The organism is Streptomyces sp. NBC_00258, assembly GCF_036182465.1.
In the GTDB taxonomy this organism is placed as follows: domain Bacteria; phylum Actinomycetota; class Actinomycetes; order Streptomycetales; family Streptomycetaceae; genus Streptomyces.
This window is the reverse complement of record NZ_CP108081.1, coordinates 12,112,124-12,130,809: the sequence shown is the minus strand read 5'-3', so window position 1 is coordinate 12,130,809 and position 18,686 is coordinate 12,112,124. Positions and strand designations below refer to the sequence as shown.

Genomic DNA, 18,686 nt, shown 5'->3' with positions numbered 1-18,686 from the left:
TCTCCGCTGTCACTCCGTTTTCTGTATGCGTCGACAACGTTTCCCTCCTCGTCGGCGAGTCAACGGCAGCCAGCGGCGGAGGTGCGGTCCACCGCTGGAACCGGCGGCCGGCCCGGTGCCGGCTTTTGCTCATGACGTGCCGACGTTGGGCTCCCCGACGACCGGTCCGATCAGGTCCGCGCAGGCGCCACGGGCCTGCTGGACGCGGTCGTCGTCGAGCATGAACGCGAGGAACTGGTCGGCCAGCGGGTACTCCGCGAGCGGGCGCAGGCCGGTGGGGGCGGGCAGGTCGGCGCGGGGCGACCAGGTGCCCAGGGTGGCCTGCTGCTCGGCGGCCAGGAACCACGACATGTACAGCTTCGCGGTGCTGGGGTGCGGGCAGTTGTTGAAGATCGCCGCGGTCTGCGGCCAGACCGGCATGACGTCCTGCGGCACGTGGACCGCGGTGGGCCTGCCGGCCGCGATGTCCGCCATGGTCAGCGCCACGATGCTGTCCATGGAGACGTCGGCGTCGCCTGCGGCGATGCGGTCGGCCACGCCCAGGTGGCCGCGGATGAACTGGGCGCCGCTGTGGACGTAGTCGGCGACGAAGTCCCACCCGTAGCGCTCGGCGAGGGTCGCGTACAGGTACAGGGTGATGTCGTCGTCGTGGGGGTAGGTGGTGATGGCGCGTCCCCGGAAGAGCGGGTCGAGGAAGTCGGTGGCCACGGTGGGCATGAGGTCATCGGGCACCGTGTCGGTGTTGCGGGTGTAGGCAAGCGCGTGCACGATCAGCCCGTGGTAGGTGCCCTCGGTGTCCTTGAAGGCCGCCGGGATGTGCTCGGAGCCGTCGGGCTGGTAAGCGGTGAGGACCGAGCGCTGCTTCCAGTGGTAGAAGTCCTGGACGGTCTGGAAGATCGCAAGGTCGACTTCGAGGTTCTCGGCAGCGATCTGGGCGTCGATCTTCGGGGCCAGGATGTTGGAGAACGTCGCGGTGATGTCGACGGTGATACCGGGGAACGCCTTCTCGAACGCGGCAGCGGCGCCGGTGTACAGGGTGACGGGGCCGCCGCCGTAGAGCGACAGGGCGCCGCCCTCGCGCAACGCGGCCTGGTAGAGCTGCTCCCACTGGGGGTTGTCGGTGAGGGTGCTGTTCACGTGCTCGTCCTTCGGTTGCGTGACGGCGTCTGCCGTACGGGCTGTCCGGGCATCAGGCGGAGCGCGGCGGGGCGGTGCCTGGCGGGTGGGGGTGGGCGGTGGGAGCGGGGCCGCAGGGACATGCCGCACCCGGTCCTGCGTGGGCGGCACGGTGCGCCGCCCACGGGCTCTAGTTGTTGAGGGTTCCGTCGAAGGCGACGGACGCGTGTGAGCCGTCGCAGAAGGGCTTGTTTGCGGAGGCGCCGCAGCGGCATAGGTACACGTCGCCGTCCGGAACGTCCACTTCGCGTCCGTCGTGGTCGTGGATCGTGATCGGTCCGGAGCACTTGTAGGGGCCGTCCTGTGTGGGGACGATGTCGACGGCGGTGATGGGATTCTCCTGGGGTGCGGGGCGGGCTGACGGGTCGTGGGCGATCCGGGTGCGGATTCCGCCGGTCGGGGAGATCTTGGTGCTCGTGCTGACCGGAAGGCTGCGGATGCGCTCGCCGCGCAGGCTGGCGATCGCGTTCACGAGCGCGGGTGCCACGGTGGGCACCGCGACCTCGCCGATGCCGCCGGGCGCATCCCCGGACGGCACGAGATGGATGTCGATGTCCGGGGTGCCTGCCATCCGCATAATGGGGTAGCCGTCGAAGTTCTGCTGGACGACGTTGCCGTCCTTGAGCGTGATGCGGCCGGAGAGGGCGGCGCTGAGGCCGAACAGGGCTCCGCCCTCGAGCTGGGCACGGACCATGTCCGGGTTGACGACGGTGCCCGGATCGGCGACGAGGACGATCCTGTCGAGGTGGATCTGATCGCGTGCGTCGGTCGAGATCTCGACGACCAGGGCACTGTGTGTGCCGAATCCGGACGAGACGGCCACGCCGCGCGCCCGCCCCGCCGGCAGCGGGGTGAACCAGTCGGAGCGTTCGGCGGCCAGGTTGAGCACGGCGAGGGTGCGCGGGCTGGAGACGAGCAGGTCGCGGCGCAGCTCCAGGGGGTCGCGGTCCAGGCGTTCGGCGATCTCGTCCAGCACGGTCTCGATGGCCAGCACGTTCTGGACCATGCCGATGCTGCGCCAGGTCGCCACCGGGATCGCCGTGGGGAAGTGGATCATCTCCACGCGCTGGTCGCCGAAGGCGTAGGGGTGGTCGATGGCGCCGACCACCTGCAGGATGTCCACGCCGTTTTGGAACAGCGCCTTGCCCGTCACCGGGAGGGACTCAGCGACCGCCTGGGCGACCACCCGGTGGTCCCAGGCCGTGATCGCGCCGGTGGCGTCGAGGCCGGCCCGGACCCGGACGGCCGCCATGGGCCGGAACTGGCCGCTCTTGAATTCCTCGGTCCGTGACGACTGCACCTTGACCGGGTGCTTGAAGCCCAGCGCCTGCGTAATCTCCACGGCCTCCGAGACCGGGCTCGGGGCTGCTCCCAGCCGCAGTCCGAACCCACCGCCCGCCAGCGCGGTCTGCACTTCGATCCTGTCGTCCGGCAGACCGGTCACGTCGGCGGCCACCATGCGCGCCACGTCTCCGGACTGGGTACCGGCCCGCACTTCCAGGACGCCGTCCTCGCGCATCCGGCAGGCCGCGTTGTGGGGCTCCATCGGAGCGTGCGCGAGGTAGGGAACGTCTACGACGGACTCGACGACCGTATGGGCGGCGGCCAGCGCGGCCTCGACATCGCCCTCGCTCTTCGCGACGGCGGCGCCGGACCCCTCGCGGGCGAGCTGTAGATGCTCCTCGCGCAACTGGTCGGTGCCGCGTGTCTCCGCGCCGGTGTTGTCCCACTCGAGGACCAGAGCGGCGGCGCCCTTGACGGCGTCGAAGAAGGTCTCGGCCACCACGGCCACACCGTTGCTGATGGTCACCACGTCAACGACGCCGGGCATCTCGCGGGCAGCGTCGTCCTCGACCGAGGCGAGCGTCGCGCCGAACAGCGGCGGATGCACGACGAGCGCGGTCAGCACACCGGGCCACTCCACGTCGATGGTGTACGCGGCGGTGCCCCAGATCTTGCCCGGGCTGTCGACCCGCGGGCCGCCGTCCCGTCCCACCTGCCGATACTCATCCGCCTGCTTGGGCTGGGCGTCCAACGGCGCGGGCAGCAGCGCGGCCTCGGCCGCCAGCTCGCCCACCGTGGCCCGGTGACCGTCGGGATGGCTCAGGACACCTGCGCTGACCTCGATCTCCTCGGCCTGCACGGTCCACCGCAGGGCGGCGGCGTTCTTCAGCCGCTGCCGCAGAACCGCGGCGATCTGCCGGTAGCGCTGCCAGAACATGATCAGCGAAGTCGAACTACCGGTGCTCTGCAGGCCGCCCCCCAGGATGGGGTTGTCGTAGCGTCCGGACGTGTCCGTGACCGTGACGACGTGCACCGACGCCGGCTCAACGTCGAGTTCCTCGGCGAGGATCGTGGTCAGCGCGGTGTGGACGCCCTGGCCCATCTCCAGCTGCGACGACGCCACGTGCACCGTCCCGTCCGGGTCGATCGTCACGTATGCGCCGATGGGGTCGGTGACGTCGAAGACCGGCTCCCCTCCGGTGTCGCCTGTCGGCACCGGTGCGGGCCGTCGGCCGGCCTTCAGCGTGTCGGCTGCCTCGTGGATCGCCGCGCGGATACGCGGATATGTGCCGCACCGGCACAGGTTGCCGGTCATCGCCTTGTCGATGGCCAGGTCATCGGGCTCGGGATCGGCGCTCAGCAGTGCGGTGGCGGCACAGATCTGGCCCGGCTGGCAGTACCCGCACTGCACCACATTCTTGCGGTACCACGCGTCACGGACGGCGTCTGCCTCTGCACCCGCCGCTGCCTGCGCGGTGACCACCTTTCCCTGCACCCGGCCCGCCAGCTGCTGGCAGGCCTTCACCGCCTTGCCATCCACCAAAACCGTGCACGCCGCGCAGAACCCGCCCCCGCAGCCGAACTTCACACTGCGTACTCCGAGAACGTCACGCAGAACCCACAGCAGGGGCGTCTTGGCATGCCGGTCATCCACGTCGTGGAGTTCACCATTGACATCTAGCTTCATGAAGAAACGGCCCTCACGCCGTAGGCAGCGCGGAATTTACGCGCGCCTGATCCGTATTTCCCGGGTGCGGCCTCGCAGAAATATTCCGCAGCCAGCAAAAGGCTCCCAGCGGCGGTGGTGAGAAGCCACAGATTTCCGGCGTCACCCGACACAACTCGGTCGTGAGCCGGACCTTGTTCCTTCACCAAGTATGACGGCTGTCCGCTCAGTCCGCGATGGACAGAGTTCGCAGGCGTATGGACTTATCCATCGTACGATGGACAATTCTTGCGACCGTATGGACGCATCCTTCGCCATCCCGGCCCAGCGGTCCGTGAGCGTCGGCACCGCGAACGGCGAGCGAGCGCCAGCCACCCCAGTGTTCCGTGGATCTCGCGGTGCGAGGCGCCGGTGTCCGGAGGCATACCTCACCCTGGAGTGCAGGTCAGTGGCTTCTTCGGGGCGGTAGCATGTGTAACAGCGGCGGATCGCCGCGGGCAGGAGCCCTCGTCTTGAGTACTGAGCCAGATGTCCAGCTTCCGAGCAGGCGGCTCGGCCGTGAGCTCGTTGTCGAGCGCATGCCGATAACCGTTCCTGCACTTCATGTGACGCTGTACGAACGTGACACTTTCGTCGATGACCGGTGCCCTGTCTATGGGCCTCATCAGCATGAGTTCCATGAGCTGATCTGGACCAGGAGCGGAACCGGTCACCACCGTCGCGACAACGAACGTTCCGTCCTCGGGGAAAACACAGTGATGCTGGTCGGCCGCGGCCAGGTACATCATTTCGAGCGGGCGCAGGACTTGTCGGGGGCGATTGTCCGCTTCGGTGACGAGCTGCTGTACGACGAGGTGGCCGGACCTGGGCAAAGCCCCGGCCGGCTACTCACCGGCCGCCAGATACCGGTCATCCGGGTGCCATCGGATTCCACGGCGCGCGTCGACGCCCTGATCCACGCGCTGGACGCCGAGGCCAAGGGCCCCGTGGACGCCCGGAGTGTCGGGGTGCAGCGGCATCTGCTGCTGGCGCTGCTCGGGTGGGCTGAGCGCTGGTCGCAGGAGGGCGCGCCTCGGCAGACCGCAGAGGATGAATCCGACATCCGGCTGCACCGGCGTTTCGTCGATCTGCTCGAGCGTGGCTTCGCCGACCATCACGACGTCGGTCACTATGCGCAGGGGCTCGGGGTGTCGCCGGGAGTACTGTGGCGGGCGCTGTCGCGGGTGACGGACAACTCGACACGGGGGCTGATCACTGAGCGGGTGATGCTCGAGGCCGCTCGGCTGTTGCGCTTCACGGAGATGTCCGTCAGCGAGATCGCCTCCCGCGTCGGCTTCAACGACCGGCTGTACTTCTCCCGTGCGTTCAAGCGGCAGTACGGCGAGTCGCCGCTGGCCTACCGTGAACGGCTGCATGGCCGCGATGGCGCCGAACCGTATGCCGATCACTGAGCCGGCAAGCGGCACCGGGCATCCGACGGCGCTCTGAACAGAGCCCGCGACGGGCGGAGAGGCGCCCTCCAACGTGGCTGGGCTGCGTGGCCAGCGGGCCCTCGGCGGTCCGCTTGCCTATGTCGGCCGGTCCCCAGCGGGAACCAGGCTCGCACCTGTCCCGGATACGGCAATGGCCTCTTTCGTGGGCCGACCGCTGTGAGCCGGCCCATGAGGGAGCCCTGACCTGAGGCGCCGCGGTCTTCGGCCGCGGCCCCGGTTGGTCGTCACACGAGGGTGGCGTCGGTGCGCAGGTGCAGGAGCGCCGGGCCGTCAGTGGCAAACAGCGTGCGCATGGCGTCGTCGAGTTCGGTCGGCGTGCCGGCCGTGAGCCCGGTGGCGCCGCAGGACCGGGCGAAGTCGGCGAAGTCGGGATTGACCAGGGAGGTCTGCCAGACGGGCAGGTGCCCGGCGAGCTGCTCCTTGCTGATCTTGCCGAGGGAGCCGTTGTCGAGCAGGACGTGCTTGATGGGCATGTGGTGTTTGACGGCGGTGGTCAGTTCGGCGAGGTACTGGCCGAAGCCGCCGTCGCCGGTGACCGCGACTATGGGCCGGCTCGGATCGGCGGCCCAGGCGCCCATGGCGGCCGGGTAGCCGAAGCCGATGGAGCCGAGGTAGCCGGACATCAGCACGGGCTGGCCGGTGCTTTCGAAGTAGCGCCCGAAGGAGTACGCATGGTTGCCGACGTCCACGGTCATCACGGCGTCAGTGGGACAGTGCCGGGTCAGGGCGGCGAACACGGCGGCCGAGGACAGGCCCTGGCCTCGGTCGTCGGCGGCCCGGCGCTCCTTCTCCTTCCGCCAGATGGCCCAGCGGGCGGCGACATCGTCGCGCTGGTCCTCGGCTTTTACGTCGTGGCCCAGGCCCTCCAACAGCTCGGTGAGGGTGACCGCGGCATCGCCCAGCAGGCCGACATCGACACCGGTGAACCGTCCGATCACTGCGGGGGTGTCGTCGACCTGGATGATCGGCTTGTATGGAGCGATGCCGGTGTGGTTGGCGAACGAGGCACCGACCACCAGCAGCAGATCGGATTCGTTCATCAGCCACGAGGCCACCGGTGTGCCGGAGCGGCCCAGGACGCCCGCGCCGAGGGGGTGGGTGTCGGCAACGAGGCCCTTGGCACGGAAGGTGGTGAGCACCGGTGCACCGAGCCGTTCCCCGAGAGCGGTGACCTCGGCCTGGGCGCCGCGTGCGCCCTCACCGACGATCAGAACGGGCCGTCGTGCGGTGCGCAGGCGTTCCAGGGCCGCCGTCAGCTCGGCGGCAGGCGGCGTCACGGCCAGGTTCGCCTGCCGTCCGGCGGGTGAGCCGGCCTTCGCGTCCGAGGGCTGATCCTGGACCTCGTCGGGCAGCACCAGGTGGGCCACGCCGCGGCCGTCGAGGGCGTGCTTGACGGCCGTGCCGGCCAGTTCGGCGTGATCAGAGCCGGCGTGCACGGTGACCGTGGAGAGGGCCACGTCGCGGAAGACGGCGGACAGATCGACGTCCTGGAAGGCACCGCAGCCCAGCACCGTGGAGGGCACCTGCCCGGACACGGCGAGCACCGGGGCGCTGTCGAGGCGGGCGTCGTACAGTCCCGTAAGCATGTTCGTCGATCCCGGTCCGGCGATGCCGAGACAGACCGCGGGGCGGCCGGTGAGCTTGCCGTAGGCGCTGGCGGCAAAGGAGCCGGCGCCCTCGTGGCGGATGCCGATGTAGCGCAGCTCGCCGCGCTCCTCGGCCCGGCGCACGGCCTCGGCGAAGCCCAGGTTGGAGTGCCCGACCATGCCGAAGACGGTGTCCACGCCCCAGGCCACCAGCGTCTCGACGAGGACGTCGGAGACACTGCGTGGACGTTCGGACTCCGCGGGCAGCGCCACATAGGCGCCGTCCGCCCGTTCCTCGACCTCGTAGGAGGCGGGGGCGTCGCTGAAGCCCTCCGGCGGGCGGCCGTCGGTCGGGTTGTAGTCGTAGCCGTGCCAGGGGCAGCGCAGCCAGCCGTTCTCGATCGAACCCTCTCCAAGCGGGCCGCCCTGGTGGGGGCAGTGGTTGTCCAGCGCGCCGAGCTTCCCGGCGCAGCGGGACAACGCGAGAGCTCGGCCGTCGACCACGGCGGTGTGCACCCGCCCCTCGTCGGGGAGTTCGTCGAGTTTGTGCCAGCGTGTGGCGCCGTCGCTCTGGTGCTGCTTGTCGGTCATCGCTTCGCTCCCGCGTAGGTGACGCCGGCCAGCTCAGCGACGTCGTGCTTCCAGGTGGTCAAGTCGTGTGCGGTGAAGGCGCCGAGCCGGTCGTGGCCACAGGCCCGGGCCAGGACCTTCATCAGCTGGGTGGCCGACTCGAAGTAGCGGGTGAGCTGCGCCGCGGCCCGCTGCACGGGCAGCCGGGCCCGCAGGTGCGGCTGCTGCGTGGCGATGCCCATGGGGCAGTTATCGGTGTGGCAGGCGCGCATCCCCACGCAGCCGATGGCCTGCAGCGGCACGTTGGACAGCGCGAGCGCGTCGGCGCCCAGCGCGAGGGCCTTGGCCATGTCCTGCGGCCGGCGCAGTCCCCCGGTCGCGATCAACGTGACATGGCGGGCGCCGGAGGTGTCGAGATGGCGGCGGGCTCGGGCGAGCGCGGCCATCGTCGGCACGCCGATGTTGTCGCGCAGGATGGTGGGGGCCGCCCCGGTGCCGCCACCGCGGCCGTCGAGGATGACGTAGTCCACGCCCATCTCCAGGGCGGCGTCCAGGTCGGCCTCGACGTGCTGGGCCGACATCTTCACCCCGATGGGGATCCCGCCGGAGCGTTCCCGCAGATGGGTGACGAGGTCGGCGGCGTCGCGCAGGGTCGTCCAGTCCGGGAAGCGGGCCGGGGAGACGGCGGAGGTGCCCTCGGCAAGGCCGCGGACCTCGGCGATCCGGCCCGTCACCTTGTGGCCGGGCAGATGGCCGCCCGTGCCTGTCTTCGCGCCCTGGCCGAGCTTGAGGTGCACGGCCTGGACCTTCTCCAACACCGCCTCGTCCCAGCCGAAGCGCCCCGAGGCCAGCTCGTACAGGTACCGCGAATTGGCGGCCTGTTCCTCGGGCAGCATGCCGCCCTCACCGGAGCAGATCGCGGTGCCCGCGCCCTCCGCGCCCATCGACAGCGCCGTCTTCGCCTCGGCCGAGAGGGCGCCGAAGCTCATGTCGGAGACGAACAGCGGGATGTCCAGGCGCAGGGGCCGCGCGGCGGCCGGGCCGATAGTGACCGCGGTGTCGACGGGCTCGTCGTCGAGGAGGGGAAATCGGTGCAGCTGGGCTGTGAGGAATTGCAGGTCGTCCCAGTCCGGCAGGTCGGTGCGCGGCACGCCCATGGCGGCCACGTCGCCGTGCGCGCTGCTCAGGCCGCGCCGCGCCATGCGGTGGATCTCGGCGACGTACGGCTCGGCCGGGGTGTTCTGATGCGGATCGTTGTAGAGCCGGTCGTACGTCGACTCCGTCACCGGCGATGGGTTGGCGTCCTGGTAGGCCACCAGTTCGGCTTTGTCGATCACCACGTGCTCACCCTCGCGGCGGGCGGTGAAGCGATGGATGCGTTCGGCCGGGTTGTACGCCGAGACCCCGGTGTCCAGACGGAAGTCCCACCCGTGCAGACCGCAGACGATGTTGCCGCCCTCCACCCGGCCGTCCGCCAACAGCGCGCCCCGGTGCGGGCAGCGCCCTTCGAGTACCGCCACGTCCTGGCCATGGCGGACTACGACCAGGTCCACTCCGTCGGCCTGCGCGGCCGCCGGAACGTCGCCGACCAGCTCGTCCCAGCGGGCGAGGGGGATGAAGGGGCCACTCATGACAAGACTCCAAGGCAGGTGAACAAATGAGGGGTGACGGAGAACGGGCAGGTGACCGCCGGTTGGAACCGGATCAGCTGCCTGGGGCGGCCGTGCGGTGCGGTGCGCAGGGTCAGACGGTCTGGCCTGGGGCGGGGTGGGCGTGTCGGCAGACGCCGATCTGGTGGGCCCAGGCGTTCTTGACGCGGGGGTAGTGTGTGGCGGCTTCTACGAGGTTGACGAAGTCGATGACGTTCGCGTCGAACCGCTGTTGGAGGTAGCTGTCCGACAACAGGCCGCCGGTGGTCAACATGGTGTCGGCACGGGCCAGAGAGAACATGCCGGGATAGACGCGGGCGCCAAGGTGTTCGAGGGGAACGCGCAGGGCCCACAGTCCGCGGTTGCCGCCGACCATGGAGGGCGATGCCGACATGAGCAGTGTCTGGCGGTCGCTGAACGGCTGAGGCCGGAAGCGGGACACCCAGTCGAGAAGGTTCTTCAGCACGCCGGGAATCGAGGCGTTGTACTCGGGTGAGACGACGACGAGTGCGTCCGCGTCCTCCAGTCGCCGTTTGAAGTGTTCGGCGCCGAGCGGAATGCCGTTTCTGGCCTCGGCGTCGCCGTCGTAGTCGGGGACGGCGAAGTCCTTGACGGTGGCGAGATCGGCGACCGAGCCATCTGCCTCGATTGTTGCAGCCGCCAGTCGTGCCAGCTGGGTGTTGAGGGAATCGGCCCGCCCTGATGCGGACACGACCAGAAACCGCAGTGGCTCGCGTGTGGGTGTGTTCATCTCTGTCGTCTTTTCTGGCGTGTTCGGCGGGAGGGGACGATGGAGGAGGCGGGCCGACGTAGGCGCCGGGGTGTTCGAGGAGGGCCGCGCAGGACTCGCCGCCCGCGACACTCGCCGAGGCACGGGCGGCGGCGTATTCCGGCTGAGCGCATGAGCGCGCTCAGCTCCGGTAGGCGTGCTCAAGCATGAGGACGAGACCGCTGCTGAGAAGCAGGGTGGTCACTGCGAGGAGGAGCACTTTCGTGCGCTCGCGGGCGTGAGGAGTCATCGTGCTGCCTTCCTGAAGCGTTCATCCGGGGGTGAGCGATCGGCGATGTGCCCCGGCAGGGGCGGGCGGGTGTCAGCCGAACTGCACTGAGCGCTTGGACATGCCCAGCCAGTAGCCCTCGATGACGGCCTGCTGGGTGGGCAGTTCATCGAAGGCTGCGCCGAGAGTGACGGCGAGCGGGACGAAGTGCTCCTCGCGCGGGTGGGCATACAGGGCGGCCGGCGCCTTGTGCTTGAAGTCGAGGATCGCGTCCACGTCTCCCCCGGCCAGGGCTTGCTTGCCCCAGTCGTCGAACTCGGCCATGAACGGCAGCACGTGGTTGGCGGTGTTCAGGGCGCGCAGGTTGTGGGTGAAGTGACCGCTGCCGACGATGAGGACTCCTTCGTCGCGCAGCGGGGCGAGCCGGCGCCCGATGTCCATCAGCTGCTTCGGCTCGAGGGTGGGCATGGACATCTGCAGGACGGGGACGTCGGCCGCCGGGTACATCTGTGTGAGCGGGACGTAGGCGCCGTGGTCCAGGCCCCGGTCGGGCAGGTCATGGACTGGCATGCCCGGGCCGCGCAGGAGCTTGCGCACCTTGTCGGCCAGATCGGGGGCGCCGGGGCTCGGGTACTGAACGCGGTAGAAGTGCTCGGGAAAGCCGTAGAAGTCGTAGGTCAGCGGCACCGTGGTGGTCGCTCCCAGGGCGAGCGGTGCCTCCTCCCAGTGTGCGGAGATCATCAGGATCGCGGTGGGGTGCGACAGGGCGGCCCCCCAGCGGGCCAGTTCGCCGGGCCAGATCGGGTCGTCCGGGAGACTGGGCCCGCCGTGACTCATGTAGATGGCGGGCATCCGTACAGGTGTTGCGGCGTTCATCGCTCTCCTTGGTGGGGCAGGCCTGATCGGGGTGGATCTCTTCGAGGCGGGGCTGAAGGGTGGGACGGGAGTCCTCCGCGGAGCACTCAAGCGGCGGCAGCGGTGCCGGGCCACGACCGGCGCAACGTGACGCTTCAACCTGGGCGGGTATCCTCGGCGAATGACGGATGCGCAATCGGGCGAGCCCAGGCCGGAGCCGGACTGGCTGACCGACAATGAACTGGCTGCGTGGGAGCCGCTGGCCGCCATGCTGGTCAAGCTTCCGCCCGCGCTCGACGCGCAGGTCCAGCGCGACATCGGCGTGAACCATTTCGAGTACGGAGTCCTCGCCAACCTCGCCAAGGCCTCCGACCGCAGGCTCCGCCTGCGGGAACTGGCCGCCAGGGCGAGCGGGTCGCTGTCGCGTGTGTCCCATGCGGTGAAGCGGCTTGAGCAACGCGGCTGGGTGGTCCGCGAACCGACCCCGGACGACTCCCGCTACGCCGATGTCGTGCTCACGGACGCCGGATGGGCGGCTGGAGCGGCAGCCGCTCCAGGGCATGTGGCCACGGTGCGCAGACTCGTCATTGATCACCTCAGCGCCACACAGCTGCGCTATGTGCGCAGCATCTGCACCCGCGTCGTCAAGCAGCTCGACATCGACGAGGTGGAGCAGCGCCGACGCTAGCCGCGCGGTCACACCTTGCGGGTCGGCCGCCCGCCTGCCGGCGACCGCGGGCGCGCGGCAGGAAACACTGCTGCTCGCAGACCCGAGGCCGCCCCCGTCGCGGACGGTGGCTGCTGCCTGATCGGCTCGCACTGTGCGCAGAGCGGGCAGCGGCCCGATGCTGTGTGCTGGGCCAGCCGAGAGGGCTGCACGAATGCCGCCACTCTCACCCAACGCGTCCACACGCGTCGTCACACCCCGGCTTCGGTCCGCCGGTGGCAGGCGGGGCGCGACCGGGCAGCCACCGGCACTTATGCCCGCACAGGACCTGTCCATAGAAACCTTGCTTTCGACGCCAGCGCGGATCTCGCGTCCGAATAAGCGCGTCGTCTATTGGGGAAGAATTGTGCCGCACGGGCCGGTTGAACACGGGCCACACGAGGGGAAACGGCACGGCATCGTGACCGTATTCCCATTCCAGAATTCCCGCTTTTGATGCATTCCGGCGGGCGGAAATTCACCCGGTCGAGAAGCCGTGACTCAGTATTTGATTCATGACGCACAGGCTTCCAAAATTGGACAAATCCCGCCCGATGCACGCTGGAACAGTACCTCGATCAGGATGAACGTTCAAGCAGGCAACATGAACCTTCAATGTGATGTGCACCATATTCACTGATCACAGGGTCACTGAGTTGACATGACGTGATCAGTTGATCATTCGCAGCTGATCGCGTGACGTGGACGGGCGCATGACGCCACCGAGGCGTTCGGGTCAGTCGCACAGCGAACCTCGATCCCTCCATGAGTCACGCGGAACGAACCTCGTCAGACGCAATTGACCAGGTCAGCAAAAGCGGATTCCTGAGGGAATTTTGATCGCAGGCTCGGAGCCGGTTACGGTGATCCCGCAGTCGTCCGGGTGCCACATTTCAGTGAACCCAGGAATTCATTTCACGGAAAACAGAGGTTCTCGTGATAGACCGTCGTTTCGTCATCCAGCGAAGTGGCGTCACAGCAGGCGTGGTCGCGCTCGCCGCGGCAGGACTGGGCTCGCCGGCCCCCGCCGCAGCCGCCCCTACGACGCCCGCCACCGGCTTCCTCCCGCTCCCGGAGCACGCGAAGCCGCTGCCTATGCCGCCCGAGGGGTACCGACTCGAGCGCGTCGGCAAGAACGGCTACGTCGTCAGCGCTGGCATCGCCCAGGGCTACTTCTTCGTCACGCGCACCGGCGTCGTCATGCTCGACGCGGTCGCCAAGTTCCTACCCCTGGCGTCAAGCGGGTCACAGACAAGCCGGTGACCCACGTGATCCTCACACACGACCACGACGACCACATCGCCGGCGCCGTCAAGTTCCCCGACGCCACGTTCGTCTCCCACAAGATGACCGCCGAGGTCCTGCGGATCTACACCGATCCCGAGCGCCCCGTGCCGGACATCACCTTCTCCGGTAAGCACCACAGCCTCACCGTGGGCGGCGAGCGCTTCGAGCTGATCTACCCGGGCCCGAACCACGAGCACGGCAACATCATCGTCTACCTGCCCAAGCAGAAGATCGTGATGATGGCGGATGTCGTCGCGCCGGGCTGGGCGCCGTACATGCACTACGGCAACGCCGACCACATCCCCGGGCATCCTCGAGGCGATGGACGCCATCCTCGAACTCGACTTCGAGGTCTTCCTGGGCGGCCACACCTACCACACTGGCAACCGGTACGACGTCGAGGCCTGCCGCTCCTTCTTCGTGGACCAGTGGAACTGGACGGTGCAGGCGATGAAGGACATTCCCATGGACCTGAGAGTCGTCGAGGAGGGCAACATCTGGGCGGCGCAGGCTGTCTGGTTCAACCGCATCGCCGACCACGTGACGCCCCGTCTGATCGAGAAGTACGGCACGGAGCTCGCCGCAGTAGACGCGTTCACGCACGACAACATCAAGGCCATCATCGTGTCGGCGTTCACCGACGATCCCAAGATCCCGGCGGACGCCCTCCGGTAGGCCGTGCACCCACGTGACATCGGGGCGCCTGTCCGCAAGGAGGATGCGAGGCCGGCACCGCTGCGGCAACAGGGCCTCCAGATAGGCTGACGACGTGATCGAGACTCCCCGGGACGCAGCCGAGCTCTACGGAACAGGCACTCCCACGCGAGAGGCTTTCGAGAGGCTGGCCAACCGCTGGACCATGCTCATCACCTACACCCTGGAGGCCGGGCCCGCCCGCTTCAACGACCTCAAGAAGCAGCTCGGGGTGAGCGGCGAGATGCTCTCCCGCGTCCTGCGCGACCTCGAACGCGACGGCCTGGTGGAACGGCGGGTCTTTGCCGAGGTACCGGTACGCGTCGAGTATGCCATCACCCCTCTGGGCACCACCATGTGCTCCGCCGTGCACGCGGTGCGGGAATGGGCGGAGCAAACCGCAGACGCGATCAGCACGGCACGCGCGACCTACGACGAGCGGTCACAGGCGAAGCCGTCGCACTGACGACGCCGCGTGCCACAGATCGGTGGACCGCCCCTTCCGCATGGTCAGAACGTGTGAGTGATGCCCACATCTGCACCGTCCACCGCCGGTCCAGGGATCCTCACTCAGCATCCGTACGACACATCGGACGGCGTATGCAACCGAACCGGCAAACCGACATATTTTCCGCACAATACAAGGCGTGACATGACAAGCGTGCCCTCAACTCCGGGCAACCTACCGGCATCCTTCACCACTTTCGTGGGCAGGCGGCGCGAAGCCGCCGAAGCCCGTCGTCTTCTCGGCACCGGGCGGCTGGTGACACTCACCGGAGCCGGCGGGATAGGAAAGACGCGGCTGGCACTGGAAGTGGCCACCGCGTCCAGAAAGGCCTTCCCGGACGGCGTGTGGCTCGTGGACCTCTCTCCGGTGAACGATCCCGCAGAGGTGCCGGGCGCTACCGCGGCCGTGCTGAGAGTGCCGGATCGGGGCGAGCGGACTGCCCTTCAGCAGCTTGCGGGGTATCTGACCCGGCACCAGGCACTGATCGTCCTGGACAACTGCGAACACCTGATCGATGCCTGCGCCGGGCTGGCGCAGACTCTGCTGTCAGCCGCTCCCGACCTGCGCATCCTGGCGACGAGCCGCGAAACCCTGGGCATCACCGGCGAGCGCCTTTACGCCGTGCCACCCCTGACACCGGACGAGGCCGTCGAGCTGCTGCGGGACCGGGCCACCGCCATCCAACCGGAGTTCCAGGTCACCGACACCAACCGCGCCCAGATCTCCCGGCTCTGCGAAGAACTGGAGGGGCTGCCGCTGGCCATCGAACTGACCGCGGCCCGGTTGCGCGCCTTGACCGTCGAGCAGACGACAGCCCGCCTGACAGACCGGTTCGCGCTGCTGATCGGCGGCAGTAGGACCACACCACTGCGGCAGCGCAGTCTGCGAGGCGTGATCGACTGGAGCTACGAGCTGTGCACACCGCCAGAACAGCTACTCTGGCGGCGCCTTTCGGTCTTCGCCGGCGGCTTCGCGCTGGACGCGGCCGAGAAGGTCTGCGCAGGAGACGGCATTGCGGCTGATGAGGTGCTGGCTCTTCTCGAGCGGCTGGTCGCCCAATCCATCGTGCTGACCGCCCAGGTTGAAGGGCTACCCCGTTACCGGTTCCTGGAGACCATCCGTGAGTACGGCAGAGCACGCCTGAGCGAGTCCGGCGAGGAGCAGATCCTGCTGCGCCGACACCGCTCCTTCTATCTGGATCTGGCCGAGCGCCTCGCCGATGCCTGGTTCGGCCCTGGCCAGGAAGAGTCATTGGCCCGGCTGCGTATCGAACACGCCAACCTCCGGGTGGCGCTGACGGGCGAGGGCCAGAAAGTGGCCACGGTGAGTTGGGCAGGCTCAGACCGAACTGAAGCGCAAAACACAGGCCCCGAGCCGAGCGGGCGGTGCATCGCCTCCAGCCAGGATGACGCGCAGGCGGCGCTGCGCATGGTAGCCGCGCTGCGCTTCCACTGGTGTGCCGACGGATTCCTTGGTGAAGGGCGTCGCCACTTCGACGGGATCCTCGCTGCCGCGCCCGAGCCCACCCCGGCCAGGGCCAGGGCCCTGTGGGCAGCATCCTGGGTGGCACTATTGCAGAGCGACTTCGCAGCAGCGGCCCGCTGGCTCGATGAGGCCGCAGAGCTGGGCGAACAGCTGGACGACCCGGTGGTGCACGCGTATGTCGAGGGTTTCCGAGGCGCATCAGCAGCCTTTCAGGGCGAGTACGAGCAAGCTGCCCTCTGCTACGCGGGGGCGGTGGCCGCCCATGAGGCGGCCGACGACCAGCCAGCCACCGTGTTCTGGCTGTTCCAGCTGGCCAAGATCCAGTCTCAACTCGGCGACCCCCGCGCGGCGCAGACAGGCCAGCGGGCACTGGCCCTCGCCGAAGCCCGAGGGGAACGGCTAACGCGGTCCTACGCGCTGTGGGCGCTGGGTTACGAAGCCTGGGTACGCGGCGAAAAGGAGATGAGTTTGGCATGGGCACAGACCGGGCTGGTGATCCAGCGGGGCTTCAACGACCACATCGGGGCCACCATGCTGCTGAGTCTTCTTGCCTGGAACACCGCCTCCGGCGGTGACCACACGCGTGCCGCACACCTACTGGGCGCGCTACGCGCCCTGTCCCGGGACCTCGGCGCCACCACCTCGGCCGCTCTGGGCGACCGGAACGCCTCCTGTGAACAAGCGGTCAGCACGGCCCTGGGCCCCACCGCCTACGAGAAAGCTCTCACCGAGGGTGGCCGGCATGACAGCCCGGGCAGAGCCATCGCCTTCGCCTTGGACACAGGAAGCGGCCCCGCCGGGAGCGCCCCGGTCACCAACCCGAACCCCCTGACGCGCAGGGAGCAGCAGGTCGCCACGCTGGTGGCCCAGGGCATGACCAACCGCCAGATCGCCTCCACGCTCGGGCTGTCACCACGCACAGTCGACAGCCACATCGAGAACATCCGGGGCAAGCTCGGTTTCGCCTCCCGCGCTCAGGTCGCAGCCTGGTGGGCAGAGAAACAACCAGCACTCCGTAAAACTACGGATAGCCGGGCGGGAACTCCCGCCTCGATGCTTCTCGCATGACGCACATCAAGGAGGCAAAGCACGGGGCGCTGGCTTCGCATCCCGTGCACACCCATAGGCGGGACGCCCGCCCGCGTCGGGGCTCGAGGGGGAATTACCCCCGGCCCGATTCGCGTGGCGCGGGGTGAAGGTATCACCTTCGTCTCCTTGTACGGCGAATGCTGCTCCGTTTATGGAATTCTGTACGCACCTTCGAACCTGCTGAATCCCTTGCATGCGCTGCATTGCCTGAAAGGGAGAAGTGCATCGCATAAAGGTGATCAGGAAACAGTCTCCTTCGGAGTTGCAGTGCAATGGATCCATTTCGTGATCATCGCGTGACAAAAGGAAGAAGATGAGATCAGTAATGAGATCGAAGCGCCGCGTTGGGGTGCTACTCGCCAGTGCCGCCGCGATGGTGGCGGCACTGGCAGGTCCTGTCCACTCGGCGGTGGCTTTCCCTGCCACCCCGACCGCGGCTTCCGCCACGGAGCCTTCGAGCGAGCCGAGTCAGGCGCAGTGGAAGCAGCTCGGCAAGGCCGCTGATGCCCATTCCGCGCTCGGCGTCTTCGGGGACTCCGACCCGGTACTGACGCTGCCGGCAGACACGTCCGCCGGGGAGAAAACCAAGGTTGAGGCGGCAATCCCGTCCGGCATGAACGTCGCCGTCAAGACCAGCAAATTCACCAGGGAAAAGTTGGAAAAGATCCAGAAAACAGTGACGGCGCGCAAGTGGCACAGTGACGCGGACACGTACAGCGTCGGCGTTCAGTACGACGGACGGAAAGACAAGGTGGTCGTCGACACCGATGCTCCAGCGTCGGCCACGGAGTCATTGCGCAACGCGTACCCCGGCGCGATCGAGGTGCGCTCCGCTCGCTTCGAACCCCAGGCCGGCATCCGGTTCAACTCATGGTCCCCCTTCTATGGCGGGATTGCATTGATATCACCTGGAAAAGGTGGGTGCACCGCCGGGTTCGCTGTCAGGTCGAGACTATCCGGCAACGAATACATGCTGACCGCAGCACACTGCTACGACACCAGCGCTCAGGTCTACAACCGCAGGACAGACTGGTCCAATGGCCAATGGGTGGGAACGGTCGTTGCGCGGTGGACGACATTTGACACGGAAACTCTATTGGGACCGGTGTACGACTCTTACATCCACACAGGCGGCTACGACACCAGCAGCCAAACCCACTTTGTGCACGGGACGGCGTGGGTCGCCTCCAACCTGAAGGTGTGTGTGAGCGGTGCTGCGACGTACAACCACTGCGGTCACCCGATCTCCAACACGAGCTACTCCGTCTGCTGGTCGGGCACTACCGTGTGCATCAGTGATGGCAGGGGTTTCCTCTACGACCGGGGAGGGACCAACTGGCCCTCCTACAACAACGGGAACAGGACGGAAGTCGGGGACTCCGGCGCCCCCATCTACACGACCGACCAAACCAACTCGGCTGCGTGGATTGTCGGCATGCATGCAGGCATCGTGTGGAGTGACTGCTGCACGCCGCACATGGTCGGCGTGAACTGGAACAAGATCAGCTCCACGACGGATCTCTCCCTCATGACCCGGTGAGCCACTGAGCCAGCCCGGCAGACGCTGACGGAGATACGGGTGCCGGCTGCCTGGGGACAGCCGGCACCGCCCGGAAACCTTCCGCCTCGCCACGCTCCCAC

The 18,686-nt window shown here is 68.0% G+C and carries 12 protein-coding genes and 1 pseudogene; 7 read left to right on the top strand and 6 right to left on the bottom strand.

Going from position 1 to position 18,686, the window contains the following annotated elements; all coding sequences use genetic code 11:
- Positions 1–129 precede the first annotated feature (129 nt).
- A complete protein-coding gene (locus OG718_RS53810; protein WP_328842693.1) occupies positions 130–1,137 on the bottom strand; it encodes an ABC transporter substrate-binding protein in 1,008 nt (335 codons plus the stop codon).
- Between the two features lie 169 nt (positions 1,138–1,306).
- On the bottom strand, positions 1,307–4,147 hold the full coding sequence (locus tag OG718_RS53805) for a molybdopterin cofactor-binding domain-containing protein (RefSeq protein ID WP_328842694.1): 2,841 nt from the start codon (positions 4,145–4,147) through the stop codon (positions 1,307–1,309).
- 491 nt (positions 4,148–4,638) lie between these two features.
- Between OG718_RS53805 and OG718_RS53800 the strand changes: the two genes are divergently transcribed.
- A complete protein-coding gene (locus OG718_RS53800) occupies positions 4,639–5,577 on the top strand; it encodes a helix-turn-helix transcriptional regulator (RefSeq protein ID WP_328842695.1) in 939 nt (312 codons plus the stop codon).
- 266 nt (positions 5,578–5,843) lie between these two features.
- Here OG718_RS53800 and OG718_RS53795 read toward each other — a convergent pair whose 3' ends face one another.
- The 4 genes from OG718_RS53795 to OG718_RS53780 form a co-directional block, all read right to left on the bottom strand.
- On the bottom strand, positions 5,844–7,796 hold the full coding sequence (locus tag OG718_RS53795) for a thiamine pyrophosphate-dependent enzyme (protein ID WP_328842696.1): 1,953 nt from the start codon (positions 7,794–7,796) through the stop codon (positions 5,844–5,846).
- Entirely contained in the window at positions 7,793–9,406 is a 1,614-nt protein-coding gene (locus tag OG718_RS53790; RefSeq protein ID WP_328842697.1) for a glutamate synthase-related protein, read from the bottom strand. The genes OG718_RS53795 and OG718_RS53790 overlap by 4 nt, the downstream gene beginning before the upstream one ends.
- 112 nt (positions 9,407–9,518) lie before the next feature.
- Positions 9,519–10,175 (bottom strand): NADPH-dependent FMN reductase, encoded by a 657-nt coding sequence (locus OG718_RS53785; protein WP_328842698.1) that lies wholly within the window; start codon positions 10,173–10,175, stop codon positions 9,519–9,521.
- 340 nt (positions 10,176–10,515) lie between these two features.
- Positions 10,516–11,298, bottom strand: coding sequence for a dioxygenase family protein (locus OG718_RS53780; protein ID WP_328842699.1), 783 nt, complete (start codon positions 11,296–11,298; stop codon positions 10,516–10,518).
- A 160-nt stretch (positions 11,299–11,458) separates the two neighbouring features.
- On the opposite strand from OG718_RS53780, the gene OG718_RS53775 reads away from it, so the two are divergent.
- From OG718_RS53775 to OG718_RS53750, 6 genes and pseudogenes are all read left to right on the top strand, one after another.
- Positions 11,459–11,965, top strand: coding sequence for a MarR family winged helix-turn-helix transcriptional regulator (locus tag OG718_RS53775; RefSeq protein ID WP_328842700.1), 507 nt, complete (start codon positions 11,459–11,461; stop codon positions 11,963–11,965).
- Between the two features lie 881 nt (positions 11,966–12,846).
- Positions 12,847–13,473, top strand: a pseudogene (locus OG718_RS54595) (MBL fold metallo-hydrolase); the annotation flags it as partial.
- Between the two features lie 118 nt (positions 13,474–13,591).
- The gene (locus OG718_RS53765) at positions 13,592–13,945 is read left to right on the top strand and encodes a hypothetical protein (RefSeq protein WP_328842702.1); all 354 of its coding nucleotides are present in this window, start codon (positions 13,592–13,594) and stop codon (positions 13,943–13,945) included.
- A gap of 94 nt (positions 13,946–14,039) precedes the next feature.
- The gene (locus OG718_RS53760) at positions 14,040–14,429 is read left to right on the top strand and encodes a winged helix-turn-helix transcriptional regulator (RefSeq protein WP_328842703.1); all 390 of its coding nucleotides are present in this window, start codon (positions 14,040–14,042) and stop codon (positions 14,427–14,429) included.
- 186 nt (positions 14,430–14,615) lie between these two features.
- Complete coding sequence (locus OG718_RS53755; protein ID WP_328842704.1) at positions 14,616–17,024, top strand: ATP-binding protein; 2,409 nt, start codon at positions 14,616–14,618, stop codon at positions 17,022–17,024.
- A gap of 346 nt (positions 17,025–17,370) precedes the next feature.
- Entirely contained in the window at positions 17,371–18,585 is a 1,215-nt protein-coding gene (locus OG718_RS53750; protein ID WP_328842705.1) for a hypothetical protein, read from the top strand.
- The last annotated feature ends 101 nt before the right edge of the window (positions 18,586–18,686 follow it).

Bases quoted from the DNA above. Each gene is read 5' to 3' on its own strand.
- OG718_RS53805 (WP_328842694.1), bottom strand. From the start codon at position 4,147: ATGAAGCTAGATGTCAATGGTGAACTCCACGACGTGGATGACCGGCAT.
- OG718_RS53795 (WP_328842696.1), bottom strand. From the start codon at position 7,796: ATGACCGACAAGCAGCACCAGAGCGACGGCGCCACACGCTGGCACAAA.
- OG718_RS53790 (WP_328842697.1), bottom strand. From the start codon at position 9,406: ATGAGTGGCCCCTTCATCCCCCTCGCCCGCTGGGACGAGCTGGTCGGC.
- OG718_RS53785 (WP_328842698.1), bottom strand. From the start codon at position 10,175: ATGAACACACCCACACGCGAGCCACTGCGGTTTCTGGTCGTGTCCGCA.
- OG718_RS53780 (WP_328842699.1), bottom strand. From the start codon at position 11,298: ATGAACGCCGCAACACCTGTACGGATGCCCGCCATCTACATGAGTCAC.
- OG718_RS53775 (WP_328842700.1), top strand. From the start codon at position 11,459: ATGACGGATGCGCAATCGGGCGAGCCCAGGCCGGAGCCGGACTGGCTG.
- OG718_RS53765 (WP_328842702.1), top strand. From the start codon at position 13,592: ATGGACGCCATCCTCGAACTCGACTTCGAGGTCTTCCTGGGCGGCCAC.
- OG718_RS53755 (WP_328842704.1), top strand. From the start codon at position 14,616: ATGACAAGCGTGCCCTCAACTCCGGGCAACCTACCGGCATCCTTCACC.
- OG718_RS53750 (WP_328842705.1), top strand. From the start codon at position 17,371: ATGAGATCGAAGCGCCGCGTTGGGGTGCTACTCGCCAGTGCCGCCGCG.